General features: G+C 70.3%; 14 protein-coding genes and 1 tRNA gene. 9 read left to right on the forward strand and 6 right to left on the reverse strand.

Annotation, left to right across the window (positions count from 1 at the left end):
- Positions 1-84 precede the first annotated feature (84 nt).
- A complete protein-coding gene (locus QCD66_RS00240; protein ID WP_375732627.1) occupies positions 85-477 on the forward strand; it encodes a hypothetical protein in 393 nt (130 codons plus the stop codon).
- On the opposite strand, the gene QCD66_RS00245 is transcribed toward QCD66_RS00240, so the two are convergent.
- The gene (locus tag QCD66_RS00245) at positions 434-1,087 is read right to left on the reverse strand and encodes a hypothetical protein (RefSeq protein ID WP_375732565.1); all 654 of its coding nucleotides are present in this window, start codon (positions 1,085-1,087) and stop codon (positions 434-436) included. The genes QCD66_RS00240 and QCD66_RS00245 overlap by 44 nt on opposite strands.
- Before the next feature lie 218 nt (positions 1,088-1,305).
- Here QCD66_RS00245 and QCD66_RS00250 point away from each other — a divergent pair, with 218 nt between their 5' ends.
- Positions 1,306-3,174 (forward strand): S8 family serine peptidase, encoded by a 1,869-nt coding sequence (locus QCD66_RS00250; RefSeq protein WP_357535239.1) that lies wholly within the window; start codon positions 1,306-1,308, stop codon positions 3,172-3,174.
- A gap of 55 nt (positions 3,175-3,229) precedes the next feature.
- Here QCD66_RS00250 and QCD66_RS00255 read toward each other — a convergent pair whose 3' ends face one another.
- The 5 genes from QCD66_RS00255 to QCD66_RS00275 all read right to left on the reverse strand — a co-directional run bounded on the left by QCD66_RS00255 (position 3,230) and on the right by QCD66_RS00275 (position 7,733).
- On the reverse strand, positions 3,230-4,003 hold the full coding sequence (locus QCD66_RS00255) for a 3-ketoacyl-ACP reductase (RefSeq protein WP_375732564.1): 774 nt from the start codon (positions 4,001-4,003) through the stop codon (positions 3,230-3,232).
- Entirely contained in the window at positions 4,000-5,400 is a 1,401-nt protein-coding gene (locus QCD66_RS00260; protein ID WP_375732563.1) for a hypothetical protein, read from the reverse strand. Before QCD66_RS00260 ends, QCD66_RS00255 begins: the two co-directional genes overlap by 4 nt.
- An 83-nt stretch (positions 5,401-5,483) precedes the next feature.
- The gene (locus QCD66_RS00265; RefSeq protein ID WP_357543159.1) at positions 5,484-6,290 is read right to left on the reverse strand and encodes a WecB/TagA/CpsF family glycosyltransferase; all 807 of its coding nucleotides are present in this window, start codon (positions 6,288-6,290) and stop codon (positions 5,484-5,486) included.
- Positions 6,291-6,461: 171 nt separating this feature from the next.
- The gene (locus QCD66_RS00270; protein ID WP_364213075.1) at positions 6,462-7,535 is read right to left on the reverse strand and encodes an NAD-dependent epimerase/dehydratase family protein; all 1,074 of its coding nucleotides are present in this window, start codon (positions 7,533-7,535) and stop codon (positions 6,462-6,464) included.
- A gap of 112 nt (positions 7,536-7,647) precedes the next feature.
- Positions 7,648-7,733, reverse strand: a tRNA-Leu gene (locus QCD66_RS00275).
- A gap of 247 nt (positions 7,734-7,980) precedes the next feature.
- Here QCD66_RS00275 and QCD66_RS00280 point away from each other — a divergent pair.
- The 7 genes from QCD66_RS00280 to pknB all read left to right on the forward strand — a co-directional run bounded on the left by QCD66_RS00280 (position 7,981) and on the right by pknB (position 16,965).
- Positions 7,981-8,778, forward strand: a complete 798-nt coding sequence (locus tag QCD66_RS00280) for a DUF3662 and FHA domain-containing protein (protein WP_364213072.1) — start codon at positions 7,981-7,983, stop codon at positions 8,776-8,778.
- Positions 8,779-8,783: 5 nt separating this feature from the next.
- Positions 8,784-9,272, forward strand: coding sequence for an FHA domain-containing protein (locus tag QCD66_RS00285; RefSeq protein ID WP_212824857.1), 489 nt, complete (start codon positions 8,784-8,786; stop codon positions 9,270-9,272).
- The gene (locus QCD66_RS00290; protein ID WP_364213069.1) at positions 9,269-10,735 is read left to right on the forward strand and encodes a PP2C family serine/threonine-protein phosphatase; all 1,467 of its coding nucleotides are present in this window, start codon (positions 9,269-9,271) and stop codon (positions 10,733-10,735) included. Before QCD66_RS00285 ends, QCD66_RS00290 begins: the two co-directional genes overlap by 4 nt.
- 79 nt (positions 10,736-10,814) lie before the next feature.
- Entirely contained in the window at positions 10,815-12,251 is a 1,437-nt protein-coding gene (locus QCD66_RS00295) for an FtsW/RodA/SpoVE family cell cycle protein (protein WP_357543157.1), read from the forward strand.
- Positions 12,248-13,750: a penicillin-binding transpeptidase domain-containing protein gene (locus QCD66_RS00300; RefSeq protein ID WP_364213066.1), complete on the forward strand. Its 1,503-nt coding sequence runs from the start codon at positions 12,248-12,250 to the stop codon at positions 13,748-13,750. Before QCD66_RS00295 ends, QCD66_RS00300 begins: the two co-directional genes overlap by 4 nt.
- A gap of 1 nt (position 13,751) precedes the next feature.
- Positions 13,752-15,152, forward strand: coding sequence for a protein kinase domain-containing protein (locus QCD66_RS00305; RefSeq protein WP_375732562.1), 1,401 nt, complete (start codon positions 13,752-13,754; stop codon positions 15,150-15,152).
- A 19-nt stretch (positions 15,153-15,171) separates the two neighbouring features.
- Complete coding sequence (gene pknB, locus QCD66_RS00310; RefSeq protein WP_407566966.1) at positions 15,172-16,965, forward strand: Stk1 family PASTA domain-containing Ser/Thr kinase; 1,794 nt, start codon at positions 15,172-15,174, stop codon at positions 16,963-16,965.
- The last annotated feature ends 35 nt before the right edge of the window (positions 16,966-17,000 follow it).

Raw genomic sequence — 17,000 nt, forward strand, 5'->3', positions numbered from 1 at the left:
AGATGGCGCGGCGGATGCCGGGCCACCCGCCGCAGCACCGATTGCCCCCGCGGTGGGGACGCCACCGAGTTAGGCAGGCGAAACATCATGACGTTAGGGCAGAACAACCTGGGTAACGGAGCGACGACGCAGGAGCGGTTCCCCGGGCCGTACCGGGGTGGCCGGCGCGACGGCGGACTGGCGGAGGACGGGCCGGCGAAGGGTGACGCCCCGCGTAACGGCATGTCCGCCGTCGACCGGGCGCCGAAGCTTCCCGGGCTCGAACTCGACGGTCTCGCCGACCCGGCCTTCCCGCTGCCGAGCTGGGACGAGCCGGCCGGTCAGCGGATGGCCGACCACCCGTTGCTGCGCGGACTGCTGCTGGAGTTGCCACCGAAGGGGACCCTGCCGGATCCGGGGTGGCTCGACCGCTGGTTCGAGGCCACCCGTTCGGTCATCGAACTGCTGTACCTGCAGGGCGCCGCCCGCCCGCGCTGACGGCCGCGACGGCGGGGGCCGGGCCGACCCGGCGGGCGGTGCGGCCGGCCCGCAGCACCGTCACGGCATGCGCGGCGAGGCGGCTGTGCCGCAGGGAGTGGCGTATCCCGATGCTGGCCCCGGCCAGCACCGCCGCGGTGAGCACCAGTCCGAGCATCGTCGGCCCGGTCAGCTCGGCCAGGCCGGCCGCGGTTACCGTCGCGGGCAGCGTGAGCAGCCCGGCGACCTGTAGCGGCATGGCGAGCAGGGGATGGGCCGCGGCGGCCCGCAGCGCCGGTGGCGCCGGGGTGTGCGGCGCGCTGGCGAAGGCGCCCGCGCCGCGGTGCAGCCGGAGGAGCCGGCGGGTGGTGGCCACCGCCACGACGACGGCCGGCACGGCCGGCAGGGCCAGTGCCCGGAGAGCCTGGTCGGCGGCGACGTCCGTGGTGACCAGTGCGACGGCCGCGACGCCCGCCATCGCGGCGAGGCCGGTTCCGGCCAGCGCCACGAGCAACGCGGTACGGCGGCGCAGGCCACGGGCGGTGCCGACCGCCGGGAGACCGTCGGCGACGACGCCGGCGGTGAGCCAGACGGCGGCGACCGCGAGCAGGGTCGCGAGCTCGATGTTCACGACGACAAGTCTTTCCCGTCCCGGCCGCCGGGGAATCAGGGCATGGTCCCGGTAAGGCCCCCATGGACGCCCCGTAGGGGGCATCACAAAGTGATATATAAATTTCGACATCTATCGTTATGGTTGCCTGGTTCCATAACCTCACCTTGATCGGCCATCACTGATCCCTCGTCTCCAGCGAGCGGACGGTCCGGGCCGGTCGGAGGGGAGGACGGGAGATGAATCTCCCACGTAGAACCGTTCTGGTCGGCGTAGCCGCGCTGACCGCCATCGCGGCCGCCACCCCGGCGCTCGCCGCGGAACCCACCGGAACCATCCGCAACGCGGGCGGCGCCACCGCGGTCGCGGACAGCTACATCGTCGTGCTCAAGGACAGCGCGGTCAGCCGCGCCAGCGTCGACACGACGGCCAGCAGCCTGGCCGGCCAGTACGGTGGCTCGATCGCCCGCACCTACAGCTCGGCGCTGCGCGGCTTCGAGGCCCGGCTCGACGCCAGGTCGGCGGCCCGCCTCGCGGCCCACCCGTCGGTGGCGTTCGTCGAGCAGAACCACACCGTCTCGCTGGCCGGCACCCAGCCCAACCCGCCGTCCTGGGGCCTCGACCGCATCGACCAGCCCAACCTGCCGCTGAACAGCTCGTACACCTACCCGAACGAGGGCAGCGGCGTCCGCGCCTACGTCATCGACACCGGGGTGCGGACCAGCCACAACGACTTCAACCAGGCGAGCAGTGGCTACGACGCGGTCGACGGCGGAACCGCCGACGACTGCAACGGCCACGGCACCCACGTCGCCGGCACCGTCGGCGGCACCTCGTACGGCGTCGCCAAGGACGTGCAGATCGTCGGCGTACGCGTCCTCGACTGCAGCGGCAACGGCACCTACGCCGGGGTCATCGACGGCATCGACTGGGTGACCGCGAACGCGGTCCTGCCGGCCGTGGCGAACATGAGCCTCGGCGGCCCCGCCGACAGCTCGGTCGACCTGGCGGTCCAGAACTCGATCGACGAGGGCATCACCTACGTCGTGGCCGCCGGTAACGGCAACATCTTCGGCCAGCGCCAGAACGCCTGCAACTACTCGCCGGCCCGGGTCCCGGCCGCGATCACCGTCGGTGCGACCCAGAGCAACGACGCGGCCGCGAGCTTCTCCAACTTCGGCACCTGCGTCGACATCCTCGCGCCCGGCGTGAGCATCCCCTCGGCGTGGCACACCAACGACAGCGCCACGAACTCGATCAGCGGTACGTCGATGGCCTCCCCGCACGTCGCGGGCGCCGCCGCGCTGGTCCTGTCGCAGAACCCGACCTGGACGCCGCAGCAGGTCCGTGACGAACTGGTGAACACGTCCACCCCGAACGTGGTCACCAACGTCGGCACCGGCACCCCGAACCGGCTGCTCTTCGTCGGCGGCACCACGCCCCCGCCGACGAACAACTTCTCGGTCTCCGTCGCGCCGACCTCCGGCTCGGTCGTGGCGGGCGGCTCGGTGACCGCCACCGTCTCCACCGCCACCACGGCCGGCTCGCCGCAGGCGGTCAGCCTGTCGGCCAGTGGCCTGCCGAGCGGGGCGACCGCCTCGTTCAGCCCGGCCAGCGTCACCTCGGGCGGCTCCTCGACGCTGACCATCGCCACCACGGCGAGCACCGCGGCCGGGACGTACACCGTCTCGGTCAACGGCAGCGGCGCGGCCGGCACCCGGACGGCGACGTACACCCTGACGGTGACCGGTACCGGTGGCGGCTGCTCCGGCACCAACGGCACCGACGTGGCCATCCCGGACGGCGGCTCGGCGGTGACCAGCAGCATCGTGATCAGCGGCTGCAACCGCAACGCCTCGGCGACCTCGCGGGTGGCCGTGAACATCGTCCACACCTACCGCGGTGACCTGGTCGTCGACCTGCTGGCTCCGGACGGGACGTCGTACCGGCTGAAGAACAGCAGCGCCTCGGACAGCGCCGACAACGTCAACACGACGTACACGGTGAACCTGTCGTCGGAGGCGGCCAACGGCACCTGGCGACTCCAGGTCCGTGACGTCTACCTGGCCGACACCGGCTACATCAACACCTGGACCCTGACGCTCTAGTCGGGTTCCACGGCGAGGGCCCCGGCGCGGACGCGCCGGGGCCCTGTCGTCGCGGTCAGAGCGTACGCAGGTGGAAGCCGCCGTCCACGTCGATGACCTGGCCGGTGCTGAACGGCAGCAGGTCGGTCGCGACGGCCACGACGGCGCGCCCCACGTCCTCCGGCTGCCCCCAGCGGCGGATCGGCGTGATGCCCTGGTTGAAGATCAGGTCGTCGTACTTCGCCTTGACCCCGCCGGTCATGTCGGTCTCGATGATGCCCGGCCGGATCTCGTAGACGTTGATGCCGTGCTCGGCCAGCCGGGCGGCGAAGAGCTGGGCGACCATCCCCAGGCCGGCCTTCGAGACGCAGTAGTCGCCCCGGTTCACGCTCGCCGTGTAGGTGCTGATCGACGACACGATCACGATCTTCGGGGCGGTGACCATGCCGGCCTCGATCTGCTCGATCATCTTCCGGGCCGCGGCCTGGGCCAGGAAGTACGGGCCCTTGAGGTTGATCCGGATCAGCCGGTCGAACGACTCCTCGCTGGCCTCCAGCATGTCGGCGCGTACGTCCGGGGCCACCCCGGCGTTGCTGACCAGCAGGTCGAGCCGGCCGAACGCGGCGATCGCCTCGTCGACCAGCTTCTGCCGGTCGGCCGTCACCGAGACGTCGGCCTGCACCAGGTGGGCACGCTGGCCGAGCGCCTCGACCTCGGCACCGACCTCCTTGGCCGCGTCGGCGTTGCTGGCGTAGTTGACCACCACGTCGTAGCCGGCGCCGGCCAGCGACCGGACGATGCCGCGCCCGATCCCGCGCGAGCCGCCGGTGACGATCGCCGCCCGGCTCACCGGGCACCCCCGGCCGCGCCGGCCGGCCCGAAGAACGTGTAGTACGGCTCGTCGCGGGCCACCCGCTGGAGGTAGAGGGCCAGTTCGCGGGCGTGGTAGTCGCCCCACATGCTCGACTCGCCGTTCGGCACCCGCTGACCCGCCGGCACGTGGTCCCAGCCGTTCGGCCGGTGGTAGACCGAGTGCAGGATCAGGCCCTGGTGGTCGGGGTCGGTGCTCAGGTAGGGCTCGCCGAACAGGGTGTCGGCCACGGTCAGGCCGGCCTGCCAGTAGCGCTGCCCCTCGGCCGCGCGGCCGGCACCGGTCAGGTATCGGCCGAGCCGCAGCAGGCCCTGCGCGCCGATCGCGGCGGCCGACGAGTCGACCGGCTCGTGCGCGTTGTACGGGTCGGCCGGGGCGGCGAGGTAGTCACCGAGGTGGACCAGGCCGGGCGCGCCGGTGTCCCAGTACGGGATGCCGTCGACCGGGGTGTTCTCCAGGTAGAAGTCGCAGGTGGCCAGCGCCGCCTTGAGGAAGATCTGCTCGACCTGTTCACGCCCGCCGTACGGCTCGAGTTCGGCGTCGTCGATCAGGGCCAGGAACTCCAGTTGCTCGGGGAACCCGACCATCGCCCAGGCCAGGCCCCGGGTCCAGGTGCTGAAAGGCGAGTAGCCCTGCTGGGAGCTGGGGCAGCGGAAGCTGCCGTCGTTGACGTTGAAGACCGACTCGTGGGCGGTCCGCCCCCGTACGTCGTAGCTGTCCCGGCCCTCGCCGTAGAAGACGTTCCACCGGGCGGTGTTCACGGCGTGCTCGATCAGCCGGCCGAGCAGCGAGATCCGCTCGTCGCGTTCGCCCATCAGGGCGTGGCCGAGCAGGTGCGACACGGACAGCGCGCGGCAGGAACGGATCGTGTCGACGAAGAGCGACTGCGGTCCGTTGAACGAGTAGATGTAGCCGGTGCCGTCGATCGTGTCGCGCCAGCGGGCGGCCTGTACGGCGCCGGTCAGCTTGAGGGCGAGTTCGTAGAAGTCGCGTTCCCGGGGGTCGTGCGGGATCCGGCCCTCGGCCATCAGCCGCCACAGGTTGCCGTACGTGCTGACGTTGTTGAAGCCGTGGTCATGCACGCCGATGTGGCTGACGTGGCTGGCCATGAGAGCCACGGTCGACTCCCGGGCGGAGTCGAGGAAGCGCCGGTCACCGGTGGCGTCGAACTGGAGCACCGCGGAGCCGTACTGGAAACCCTGGGTCCATTCGGTCCAGCCGCGCGCGGTGTAGCGCCCCGCGACGGTGAAGACCGGCGAGGGCGAGCCCGGAGGGGACGTCTTCTCGATTGAGTCGATCTTGTGGGCGGACGCCTCCCACAATTTCTCGATCTTGGGTAGCAGGGCAGCGGGAGTGAGCGCCTCGTCGATCCTCATGCGGACAGCATAGGAAAGCGCATTCCTACACGCCAGCCCATCGCCCGGCCGGTTTGATCCACCGGCCGGGCGATGGTCGGGAGTCAGACCGCGAAGCTGGTCGGGCGCTCAGTCGCCGGCGGCGGCGGGGTGGCCTTCCAGAGCCCGGTCTTCTGCGCGGCCAGCCGGCTCAGGTAGGCCGGGTTGAGGATGACGTAGCGACGCCACAGCCGCTTCGGCTCCAGGCCGAGCCGCCACAGCCACTCCAGGCCCACCCGCTGCATCCACGGCGGCGGATTGCGCAGCAGCCCGGCGTGGTAGTCGAACGCCGCCCCGACCGCCATCAGCGGCATGTCGAGCAGCGGCCGCATCGCGTAGGCGAAGACCTCCTGCCGGGGACACCCCAGGCCGACCAGGACCAGCCGGGCACCCGACGACCGGATCCGGTCGGCGATCCGCGCGTCCTCACCCGGCTCCACCGCCCGGAACTTCGACGCCTCGACACCGGCCAGCTTCAGCGCCGGGAACATCCGCTCCAGCGCTGGCACCAGCCGGGCCAGCGTCTCGTCGGTCGAGCCGTAGAGATAGACCGGCAGCCCGTCGGCCGCGCACCGCTCCAGCACCTTCAGAGTCAGGTTCGGCCCGTAGACCCGGTCGGTCAGCCCGGCCTTGTGTAGCAGGTTGAGCGCCCAGCGCACCGGCTGGCCGTCCGGGGTCACCAGGTCGAAGGAGTTCAGCCGGGCGTTGTGCGCCTTGTCGAGCACCCCGGTCATGACCCCGTGCACGGCCAGCGCGGTCAGCGCCAGCGGCCGGCGCTCGTGGGCGGCGGCGATCACCTGCTCGGTGGCCGCCGCGTAGTCGGTGGCGTCGACCAGGACGCCCAGCACGTTCTTCTTGCCCTTGGCAATCATGAGGCCCTGCCCACTCCGCTCGCTCATGCCGTCCGCTCGCTGCGCTCGCGGCCGCCATGCGGCAACCTGAGCCGACCGATTCGCTCGCTGCGCTCGCTCATGCCATCCGCTCGCTGCGCTCGCGGCCGCCATGCGGCAACCTGAGCCGACCGATTCGCTCGCTGCGCTCGCTCATGCCTTCGGCACCCACTTGTCGACGTTCGCCTCGTAGATCTCCTGAAGGATCATCGGGACGTCGTAGACCTGCTTCCAGTCCGGGTAGTCGGCCTGGAACGCCTCGTTGGAGCCGATCCACCACTGGTGGTCGCCGATCCGGTTGGCCTCGTGGTATTCGGTGACCATCCCGATTCCGGTGATCCGTTCGGCGATGGCGAACGCCTCCAGATGCGATGTGTTGGAGTGCCGGCCACCGCCCAGGTTGTAGACCGCCGCCGACCGCGGCGCCCGGAAGAACGCCTCGAACGCGGCGACCACGTCGTGGCTGTGGATCGCGTCGCGGACCATCTTGCCCTTGTAGCCGAAGATCTTGTAGGTGCGGCGCTCCATGTTGCAGCGCATGACATACCCGAGGAAACCGTGCAGTTCGGTCGCCGAGTGCGCCGGGCCGGTGAGCGTGCCGCCTCGGAAACAGGCGGTCTTCATGTCGAAGTAGCGACCGTACTCCTGCACCATCACGTCGGCGGCGACCTTGGAGGCCCCGAAGACCGAGTGCAGGCACGCGTCGATCGACATGTCCTCCTTGATCCCCGCCTCGTACGGGTGACCCGGCTCGATCTCCCAGCGGGTCTCCAGTTCGACCAGCGGCAGCGAGTTGGGCCGGTCGCCGTACACCTTGTTGGTGGAGCAGTGGATGAACGGCGCCTCGACGCAGTGCTCACGCACGTTCTGCAGGACGTTGAGGGTCCCGCCGGCGTTGACGTCGAAGTCGGTGAACGGGTCGCGCACCGCCCAGTCGTGCGACGGCTGGGCCGCCGTGTGGATCACGACCGCGATGTCGCGGCCGTAGCGCCGGAAGATCTCCGCGAGCGCGTCCCGGTCGCGGATGTCGGCGGCATGGTGCGTGTACGCCGTACCTAGTTCGCTGGTCAGCCGCGACACGTTCCAGGCGGTGGACGCCTCGGCGCCGAAGAACTCCCGGCGCATGTCGTTGTCGATGCCGACCACGTCGAGGCCCAGCCCGGCGAAGTGCCGCACCGCCTCCGAGCCGATCAGACCGCCGGATCCGGTCACCAGCGCGACAGTCACACGTCACTCCAGAATTCGGGGGTGGGATGGTTGAAGGTCACCGGAGCATAACGCCGCCCGGATCGACCCCGGTACGAAGGAAGGGCTCCGCATGGTGCGGAGCCCTTCGTCATGGTGGGGAAGGGGGGAGTTGAACCCCCACGCCCTTTCGGGCACACGGACCTGAACCGTGCGCGTCTGCCATTCCGCCACTTCCCCATCGGGACACGACATAGTTATGTCCCGAACCCGCCCTTCGGCGGCTGCCGAGACATATTACGCTGTCCCATGGTGCGTCGCGAGAGAGTTCCCCTAGCCGGGTGGATCCTCACAACTGAGGGTTCCCGGCTGGTTCCCGCTCGCGGCGCCTGGGAACAATAGCACGGCAAATCCGGCCCCCAAGGACAGGCCGGCTGCGAGCGGTCGATCGGCATGCGGACTCCATGTGCCTCGGCCGGATACCATCATGTCCTCGGAACCCGAGGAGGAGCCGGTGAGCGTGCTGCAACGCTTCGAGAAGCGTCTTGAAGGCCTGGTTGAGGGGGCCTTCGCGAAGGTGTTCAAGGGGGTCGTCCACCCCGTGGAGATCCTCAACGCCATGCAGCGGGAGGCTGAGGCGCACAAGGCGATCCTGGCCGGTGGGCGCGCCCTCGTGCCCAACCGCTACGTGATCGATCTCTCGCCCTACGACCACAGCCGCCTCGCGCCCTACGCTGCCGCGCTCGCCCAGGAACTGGCGCAGTCGCAGGCCGAGTTCATCGGCGAGCAGGCATGGACGGTCTACGGCGACGTGATCGTCGAGATCGAGCGCGGTGACGGGCTCGACACCGGCATGTTCCGGGTGACCGCAGAGGTCTACACCGGTGGCGAGGTGGCTCCGGTGCCGCCGCAGTCCTACGACGCGCCACCGCAGCAGCAGGGCTACCCGCCGTACGACCAGGGGGGTGGCTACGGCCAGCCGCCGGGGCAGGGGGCCGGTGGTCGTAACATCCGGCTGGTGTCCGGTGACGGCCGCACCTATCCGCTGCAGATGGGCTCGACCGTGATCGGCCGGGGCGATCAGGCCAGCCTGCGGCTGCCCGACGTCGGCATCTCCCGCCGCCATGCCCGGCTCGACTTCGACGGCGGCCAGGTGGTCCTGACCGATCTCGGATCGACCAACGGGACGATGGTCAACGGCCAGCGGGTTTCCGCCGTTGCCCTCAACCCGGGTGACATGATCCAGCTCGGAACGACCACCCTCACGTTCCGAGTGGACGGCTAAGGACCTTGCCCCCTTTTGTCATCACCACCGCCCGGTTCGGGTTCATCATCCTTCTGTGGATCTTCGTGTTCACGGTCGTCGGGGTGATCCGCCGGGACCTCTTCGCCGGATCACGGTCCAGCCGTCTGGTCGCCGCGCCACGGGGGGTCGGCGCGTCGACCAGCCAGGCGGCCGCGAGGCCGGCGAAGGTGAAACGGGGGCGCGCCGCCCACCAGTTGGTGGTAACCGCCGGCCAACTTGCCGGCACCCGAATAACCCTGGGTGAATCCCAGATCACCATCGGCCGTGCCGAGGATTCGACCCTGGTGATCACCGACGACTATGCCTCCGCACGTCACGCCCGCCTCGTGCCGCGCGCCGGACAGTGGTTCGTCGAAGACCTCGGCTCGACTAACGGGACCTACCTCGATCGCGATAAGGTCACCGGACCAACCCCCGTCCCCCTCGGCGTGCCGATTCGGATCGGCCGCACTTCCCTCGAGTTACGGCCATGACTCTGACCCTGCGTTATGCGGCACACAGCGACCGCGGTCTGATCCGAGACGGAAACCAGGATTCCGTCTACGCCGGCCCGCGGCTTCTCGCTGTGGCCGACGGCATGGGCGGCATGGCCGCCGGTGACGTCGCCAGCAACATCGTCATCGGTGCGATGGCCCCGCTCGACGAGGACGTCCCCGGTGACGCCCTCGTCGACGCGCTTCGGTCGGCCGTCGACACCGCCAACCAGCAGCTTCGGGGAACAGTCGATGCCAACCCTCAGTTGGAGGGCATGGGCACCACGCTGACAGCGACCCTCTTCTCGGGCAGCAAGATCGGCATGGTCCACATCGGCGACTCCCGCGCCTACCTCCTCCGCGACGGCGAGTTCGCCCAGATCACCAAGGACGACACCTACGTCCAGATGCTGGTCGACGAGGGACGCATCACCCTCGAAGAGGCGAGCAGCCACCCCCAGCGCTCACTGCTGACCCGGGCGCTCGACGGGCGCGACATCGACCCCGAATACTCCGTACGCCAGGTCCTTCCCGGCGACCGCTATCTGCTCTGCAGCGACGGCCTGTCCGGTGTGGTGAGCGCCGACACCATCGCCGAGACGATGCGGGACTACGTCGACCCGGGCCAGTGCGTGGAGCGGCTGGTCCAACTCGCGCTGCGTGGTGGTGGCCCGGACAACATCACCGTCATCATCGCCGACGCCACCGACCAGGACATCCTCGAGGCCGCACCGATCGTCGGCGGCGCCGCCGCCCGCGACCGTGGCATGGCGACCCCGGTCGACGTCTCCACCCCGGCCGGCCGGGCCTCCGCCGCGCTCGCCGCCCCCCGCCCGTCGAGCCCGGATTCCGGGTCGGAGCAGGGGGGCCAGGAGGACGATCCCGAACGCCCCCGCCGGCACCCGGTACGCACCGCGCTACTGCTGGTCGTGCTGCTCGGCATCCTCGGCGGTGGTCTCTGGTTCGGCTGGAGCTACACGCAGCGGCAGTACTACGTCGGTGCCACCGAAGAGGGACAACTCGCGATCTTCCGGGGCGTGCCCGGGCAGATCGCCGGCTTCAACCTCTCCAGCGTGCACCAGACCAGCACCACCGGTCTCGACGAACTGACCGCCGCCGCGCAGGAGCAGGTCAAGCAGGGCATCCAGGCGTCGAACGAGTCGGACGCCCAGCGGCGGCTCGCCGACCTGACCGACGACGTCCCGAGCAACCCCAACCTGAAGCCGCTGTGCGCGCCCAGCCCCAGCCCGACCCCCACTCCCACCCCGTCCCCGACCCCGGAGGCGACCGAGCCGACGAGTTCGGCGACCCGCTCCCCGTCGCCCAGCGGCTCGCCGTCCCCGAGCGGCTCGCCGAGCGCCGACGCCAGCCCAACGCCCACCGCACCCACTTCGACGCCGGACACCCCACCCTCCGAAACGGTCCTGCCTGTCGACCCGGCAAGCTGCCGGCCGATCGACTGAGCGTCGACTTCCACGAGTTGAGGGATCACGCGTGACCGCCTCCGCCGGACCGGCAGCCACACCCGCAGCGACGGGTGAGATGCCGCGTTTCGCGGCGACCAACACCAAGCGCAACTCCGAGTTGGCGCTACTGCTGGTCGCCATGGTGCTGGTGGCTGCCTACTCGGCCACCGTCGAGGCCAACATGCTCGACACCGTGACCCTGGACTTCTGGGTTCCGGCCGCGGTCCTGTCGGCCGTCTACCTGGCCCTGCACGTGGTCGTCCGGTTTCTGGCCCCGTACGCCGATCCGGTCCTGTTGCCGGCGGTCGCCCTGCTCAACGGCTTGGGTGTCGGGTTCCTGCGCCGGCTGGACCTGGCCGAGGTCGCCCCGGCCGAGCGCATCGATTTCCCGATCTTCGCCGGCACCGGTGGCCGGCAGCTGGCCTGGACCCTCGCCTCGCTGATCCTCGCCGCCGGACTGCTGATCGTGATCCGGGACCACCGGGCGGTGTCCCGCTACGCCTACACCCTCGGCCTGGCCGGGCTCGTGCTGATGATGATCCCCGCGGTGCTGCCGGCCCGGTTCTCCGAGGTCAACAACGCCAAGCTGTGGATCAAGGTCGGCGGTTTCTCGATCCAGCCCGGCGAGTTCGCCAAGCTGGCCCTGCTGGTGTTCTTCGCCTACTACCTGGTCCGCAAACGGGAAGTACTCTCGCTGGCGAGCCGCCGCTTCCTCGGCATCGACTTCCCGCGCGGCCGTGACCTCGGGCCGGTCGTGGTCGTCTGGCTCTTCAGCCTGATGGTCCTCGTCTTCCAGAAGGACCTGGGCACCTCGCTGCTCTACTTCGGCATGTTCGTGGTGACCCTCTACATCGCCACCGAACGCGCGAGCTGGATGATCATCGGCTTGCTGCTGTTCTTCGGCGGTGCCTTCCTCGCCTACTTCCTGGGCAGCGCGATCGGCGGCCCGTTCGCCAACTTCTACCAGCGCGCCGAGATCTGGCTCGACCCGTTCGGCGACCCGTACAACAGCGGCTTCCAACTGGTCCAAGGGTTACTCGGCCTAGGCACCGGCGGGCTCTTCGGCACCGGTCCCGGCGGTGGGCAGCCGACCCAGGTGCCCGAGGTGCACAACGACTTCATCTTCGCCGGGATGGGCGAGGAGATCGGCCTCTTCGGCCTTTCCGCGCTGCTGGTGATCTACCTGCTCATCGTCGAGCGCGGCCTGCGGGCCGGCCTGGCGGTCCGCGACTCGTTCGGCAAGCTGATGGCCGGCGGGCTCGCGTTCACCATCGCCCTCCAGGTCTTCGTGATCGTCGGCGGCATCAGCGGCCTGATCCCGCTCACCGGTCTGACCACGCCGTTCATGTCCGCCGGTGGTTCCTCGCTGATGGCCAACTGGCTGCTCGTGGCGATGCTGTTGCGGATATCCCATGCCGCCCGTAGCCCGGTGACCGGTGCCGCACCGGCCCGGACCCCCGGCACCCCACCGGCGCAGTTGCACGGCGCCCCGACGGAGGTGATCCGGCCGTGAACGCCCCACTGCGCCGCGTCGGCGTGGTCGTCATGATTCTTTTCGGCCTGCTCTTCGCGAACCTCAACTGGGTGCAGGCCTACAAGGCCGACGAATACCGGACGAGCGACTACAACGGCCGGGTCCAGGTCGCCGAATACGAGCGCAAGCGCGGCAACATCGAGGCCGGCGGCAGCGCGCTCGCCGGCACCGAGGACACCGGTGGGCAGCTCAGGTTCCTGCGCACCTACCCCGAGGGTGAGGTCTACGCCCACGTCCTCGGCTACAAGCCGGTCAACGGCGCGGCCGTCGGCATCGAGCGGATCGAGAACGACTTCCTCGCCGGCACCAGCGACCAGCTCTTCGCCGACCGGCTGAAGGACATGTTCACCGGCGACCAGACGGCGGGTGGCAACGTGCTGCTCAGCCTGTCCCAGCGGGCCCAGGAGACGGCCTTCAAGGAACTGTCCAACAACCGGGTCGGCGCCACCAGGGGCGCGGCGGTGGCCATCGATCCGCGCACCGGTGCCGTCCAGGCTCTCGTCTCGATGCCGAGCTTCGACCCGAACCCGCTGGCCAGCCACGATTCGTCGACAGCCGAGGCCGCCTACAACAAGTACGAGGCCGACCGGAACGGCCCGCTGAAGAACCGGGCGCTGGCCGAGGTGCTGCCACCCGGCTCGACGTTCAAGGTGATCGGCGCCGCGGTCGCCCTGGAGAACGGAATCACCCGGGACACCCGGATCCCCGCCGGCCCGGTCTACCGGCCGCCGACGTCCGGCACCGACATCCGTAACGCCGCCCCGTCGATCTGTCCCGAGGACGAGGTGACGCTGATCGAGGCGCTCACCGAGTCGTGCAACACGGGCTTCGCCAAGCTCGGCGTCCAGTTCGGCGCCGCCAAGCTGAAGGAGAAGGCGGCCCAGTTCGGCTTCGAGGACGAGGAACTCAACGTCGGCCGGCTGGGCGAGGGCGGGCTGCCGGTCGCGGCCAGCCGCACCGGCGACATCCAGAACCCGGACGGCAGCGACGACCAGGCGGCCCTGGCCCAGTCCTCGATCGGGCAGAACAACGTACGGATGACGCCGCTCGAAGGCGCCCTGATCGCGGCCGCGGTCGCCAACAACGGCTCCCAGATGCGGCCCTACCTGGTGCAGCAGCTGCTCGGACCGGACCGCACCACCAACTACTACACCGCCGCCCCGCGGGAGCTGCGCCGGCCGGTCAGCACCCAGGTCGCCGGCGACCTTCAGGCCATGATGGTCAGCGTCGTGGAGAACGGAAGCGGGCGCAACGCGCGGATCAACGGCTACACGGTGGGCGGCAAGACGGGCACCGCCCAGGCCGGCGAGAACGACGACGACCACGGCTGGTTCATCGGTTACGTGATGAAGGACGGGCAGCCGCTCTCGGCGGTCGCGGTCGTCCTCGAAAACGCCGGCAGCGGCGGCAGTGGCGAGGCCGCCCGGATCACCGCACAGATCATGCGCGCCGTCATCGCGGACGCGGGAGGCAGGTGACATGCTCAGCCCTGGCGTACTGCTAGGCAACCGCTACCGTCTCGACGAGCGCATCGCCGGCGGTGGGATGGGTGACGTCTGGCGCGGCACCGACGAGGTGCTCGGTCGCACCGTCGCGGTCAAGATCCTACTGCCGTCGCTGGTGGAGGAGCCGGGCTTCGCCGAACGGTTCCGTGGCGAGGCGCGGACCATGGCGACCATCAACCACCCGGGCGTCGTCGACGTCTACGACTACGGCAGCGACCAGCAGATCGCCTTCCTGGTCATGGAGTACGTCGAAGGCGACGCGCTGTCGCGGACCCTCGGCCGGGTCGGCCGGCTGACCCCGGCACGGACCATGGCCCTGGTCGCCCAGGCGGCCGACGCGCTGCAGGCCGCCCACGACAAGGGCATCGTGCACCGGGACGTCAAGCCCGGCAACCTCCTCGTACGTCCCAACGGCACCCTGGTCCTCACCGACTTCGGTATCGCCCGCTCGGCGATGGTCGCCCAGCTCACCGCAGCCGGATCGGTGCTCGGCACCGCGTCGTACATTTCCCCGGAGCAGGCGGCCGGCAGCACCGCGACTCCCGCGTCCGACGTCTACGCGCTCGGTGTGGTCGCCTACCAGTGCCTGTCCGGGCACCGGCCGTTCGAGGGCGACAACCCGCTGGCCATCGCGATGATGCACGTGCGGGACACCCCGCGGCCACTGCCCGGCGACATCCCGCCCCCGGTCCGGTCGATCGTGGAACGGGCGATGGCCAAGGACCCCGGAGGTCGCTGGCCGTCCGCCGCGGCGCTCGCCGTGGCGGCCCGTCAGGTCGCGGCGGAACTGTCCGGTCCCGGCCGCCCGAGCGGCCCCCCGACCGCGCCCAACCGGCCCGTCGGTCCGCCCGGCAGCCCCGCCGTCCCGATGAACAAGCCGGCCTCGGCACCACCGACCGCCCCGACCTCCGGGCCGGGCGGCACCCGGATGATGCCGGCATATCCGCCGGGCAACGCCGGCCCGCCCCTACCGGCACAGGGCGCGCCGGCGACCGGAGCCACGCCGCACGCCGCTCCCGCCAGCCCGGCCGCCGGCGGCTACACGCGGGGTGCGGCCTCGATCCCCACCGCCCGGCCGCAGCAGCCCGACCACACGTACGGCTATCAGCAGCCCTCGGCTCCGGCCCACCCGCAACGGGGCGCCAGTCGACCGGTCCTGTTCCTGATGGCGGTGCTGCTCGGCCTCCTGGTCCTGGTCTGTTCCTTCGGCGCCGCCTACTGGAGCCGGAAGAACGACCTCTTCGGCAGTGCCGAACTGCGGTCACCGAACGTCACGACAAGTATTCAGATGGCTGTCGAGCGCGACGACTCGCCGAACGCGCCGTACCGTCGAGTGGAGAGCGCCCGCCTGCTGGGCGGGGCGACGACCACATGAACGAAGGACTTGAGACGAGATGACTGCGCAGGCCCGCCTGCTGGGTGGCAGGTACCAGGTCGGCGAGCTGCTCGGTTACGGCGGCATGGCGGAGGTGCACCACGGCCGTGACCTCCGGTTGGGCCGCGACGTCGCGATCAAGATGTTGCGGACCGACCTGGCCCGCGACGCCACCTTCCAGATGCGGTTCCGCCGGGAGGCGCAGAACGCCGCCTCGCTCAACCACCCCGCCATCGTCGCCGTCTACGACACCGGCGAGGAGATCGCCGCGACCGGCGAGACGATCCCGTTCATCGTCATGGAGTTCGTCAACGGCCGTACGTTGAAGGAGGTCCTCGCGGCCGAGGGGCGGCTGATGCCCCGCCGCGCGCTCGAACTCACCGCCGACATGTGCGCCGCGCTGGAGTTCAGTCACCGGCACGGGATCATCCACCGGGACATCAAGCCCGGCAACGTCATGCTCACCCAGAACGGCGCGGTCAAGGTCATGGACTTCGGCATCGCGCGGGCGCTGGCCAGCGGTGCGACGACGATGACCCAGACCAGCGCCGTGATCGGCACCGCCCAGTACCTGTCACCCGAGCAGGCCCGCGGCGAGGCCGTCGACGCCCGCTCCGACGTCTACGCCGCCGGGTGCGTGCTCTTCGAACTGCTGTGCAGCCACCCGCCGTTCGTCGGCGACAGCCCGGTGAGCGTCGCTTACCAGCACGTCCGGGAAGACCCCCGGGCACCGAGCGAGATCAACCCCGAGGTCACCCCGGCGATCGACGCGATCGTGCTCAAGGCGCTGTCGAAAAACCCGCTCAACCGCTACCAGAGCGCCGGCGAGATGCGCGCCGACCTGCTGCGGGCGGCCAACGGCCGACCCGTCATGGCCACCCCGGTGATGCGGGAAGACGAGACGATGGCGATGGCGCCGTCGGCGACGACCCGCCAGGCCGGCGGCGGACCGGCGCCGGCCCGGGTCGGCGATCCCCGCCGTCGCAAGGCGTCCGCCTGGGTACTGGCCGCGCTCAGCGCCCTGGGCGTGCTCGCGGTGATCGCGTTGATCGCCGGGCTCATCGCGGCCGGAAACGACGAACCCGATCTGGTCACCGTGCCGGGGGTGGTCGACAAGCCGGTCGCCGCAGCCACGGCGGAACTCGAGGGAGCCAACCTCAAGGTCGTCAGCAACGTGATCAAACAGGACGACTGCGTGCTCAACAACGTCCTGACCCAGGCCCCGGCCGCCGGCGAGCGGATCGAACCCGGGCAGGAGGTCACCCTCCAGGTCTGCGGTGGCGCCGAACTGGTCACGATTCCCGAGTTGGTCGGCTTCACCAAGGCGGGCGCGCAGAAGGCGCTCGAGGACGCCAAACTGGTGCCGGAGTGGAAGCCCGTCGACAGCAGCCAGTCCAAGGACCAGGTGGTCAAAGTTCCGGACGCGGGCAAGGACGTGGAGCCGGGCACCAAGGTCGTCGTCGAGCTGTCCAACGGCCTGCTCCGAAGCGTGCCGAACGTGGTGGGCTCGACCCAGTCGGAGGCGACCACCACCCTGCGGAACGCCGGCTTCGAGGTCGCCGTCCGGGAGGGACAGGAGAGCGACGACCCCGGTCGGGTCAGCGCTCAGAGCCCGGGTGCGAACCAGGAGGAGAAGCGCGGTACGACGATCACCATCACGGTGACCCAGCCGCGCGCGGAACCCACCGAGTCGCCCACTCCGACACCGACCACCCCGACGCCGACGCCCAGTGGCGGTGACGGAGGTGGAGACGGCGGCGGCGCGGGAGTGATTCCGTCTCTGCCGCCCTTCAACGGGCGCGGCAACAACTGACCGTTCCCTGACCCGGCGCTCCGACCCCAGCGGTC

It is taken from the genome of Polymorphospora sp. A560 (assembly GCF_045781765.1).
Lineage (GTDB): Bacteria > Actinomycetota > Actinomycetes > Mycobacteriales > Micromonosporaceae > Polymorphospora > Polymorphospora lycopeni.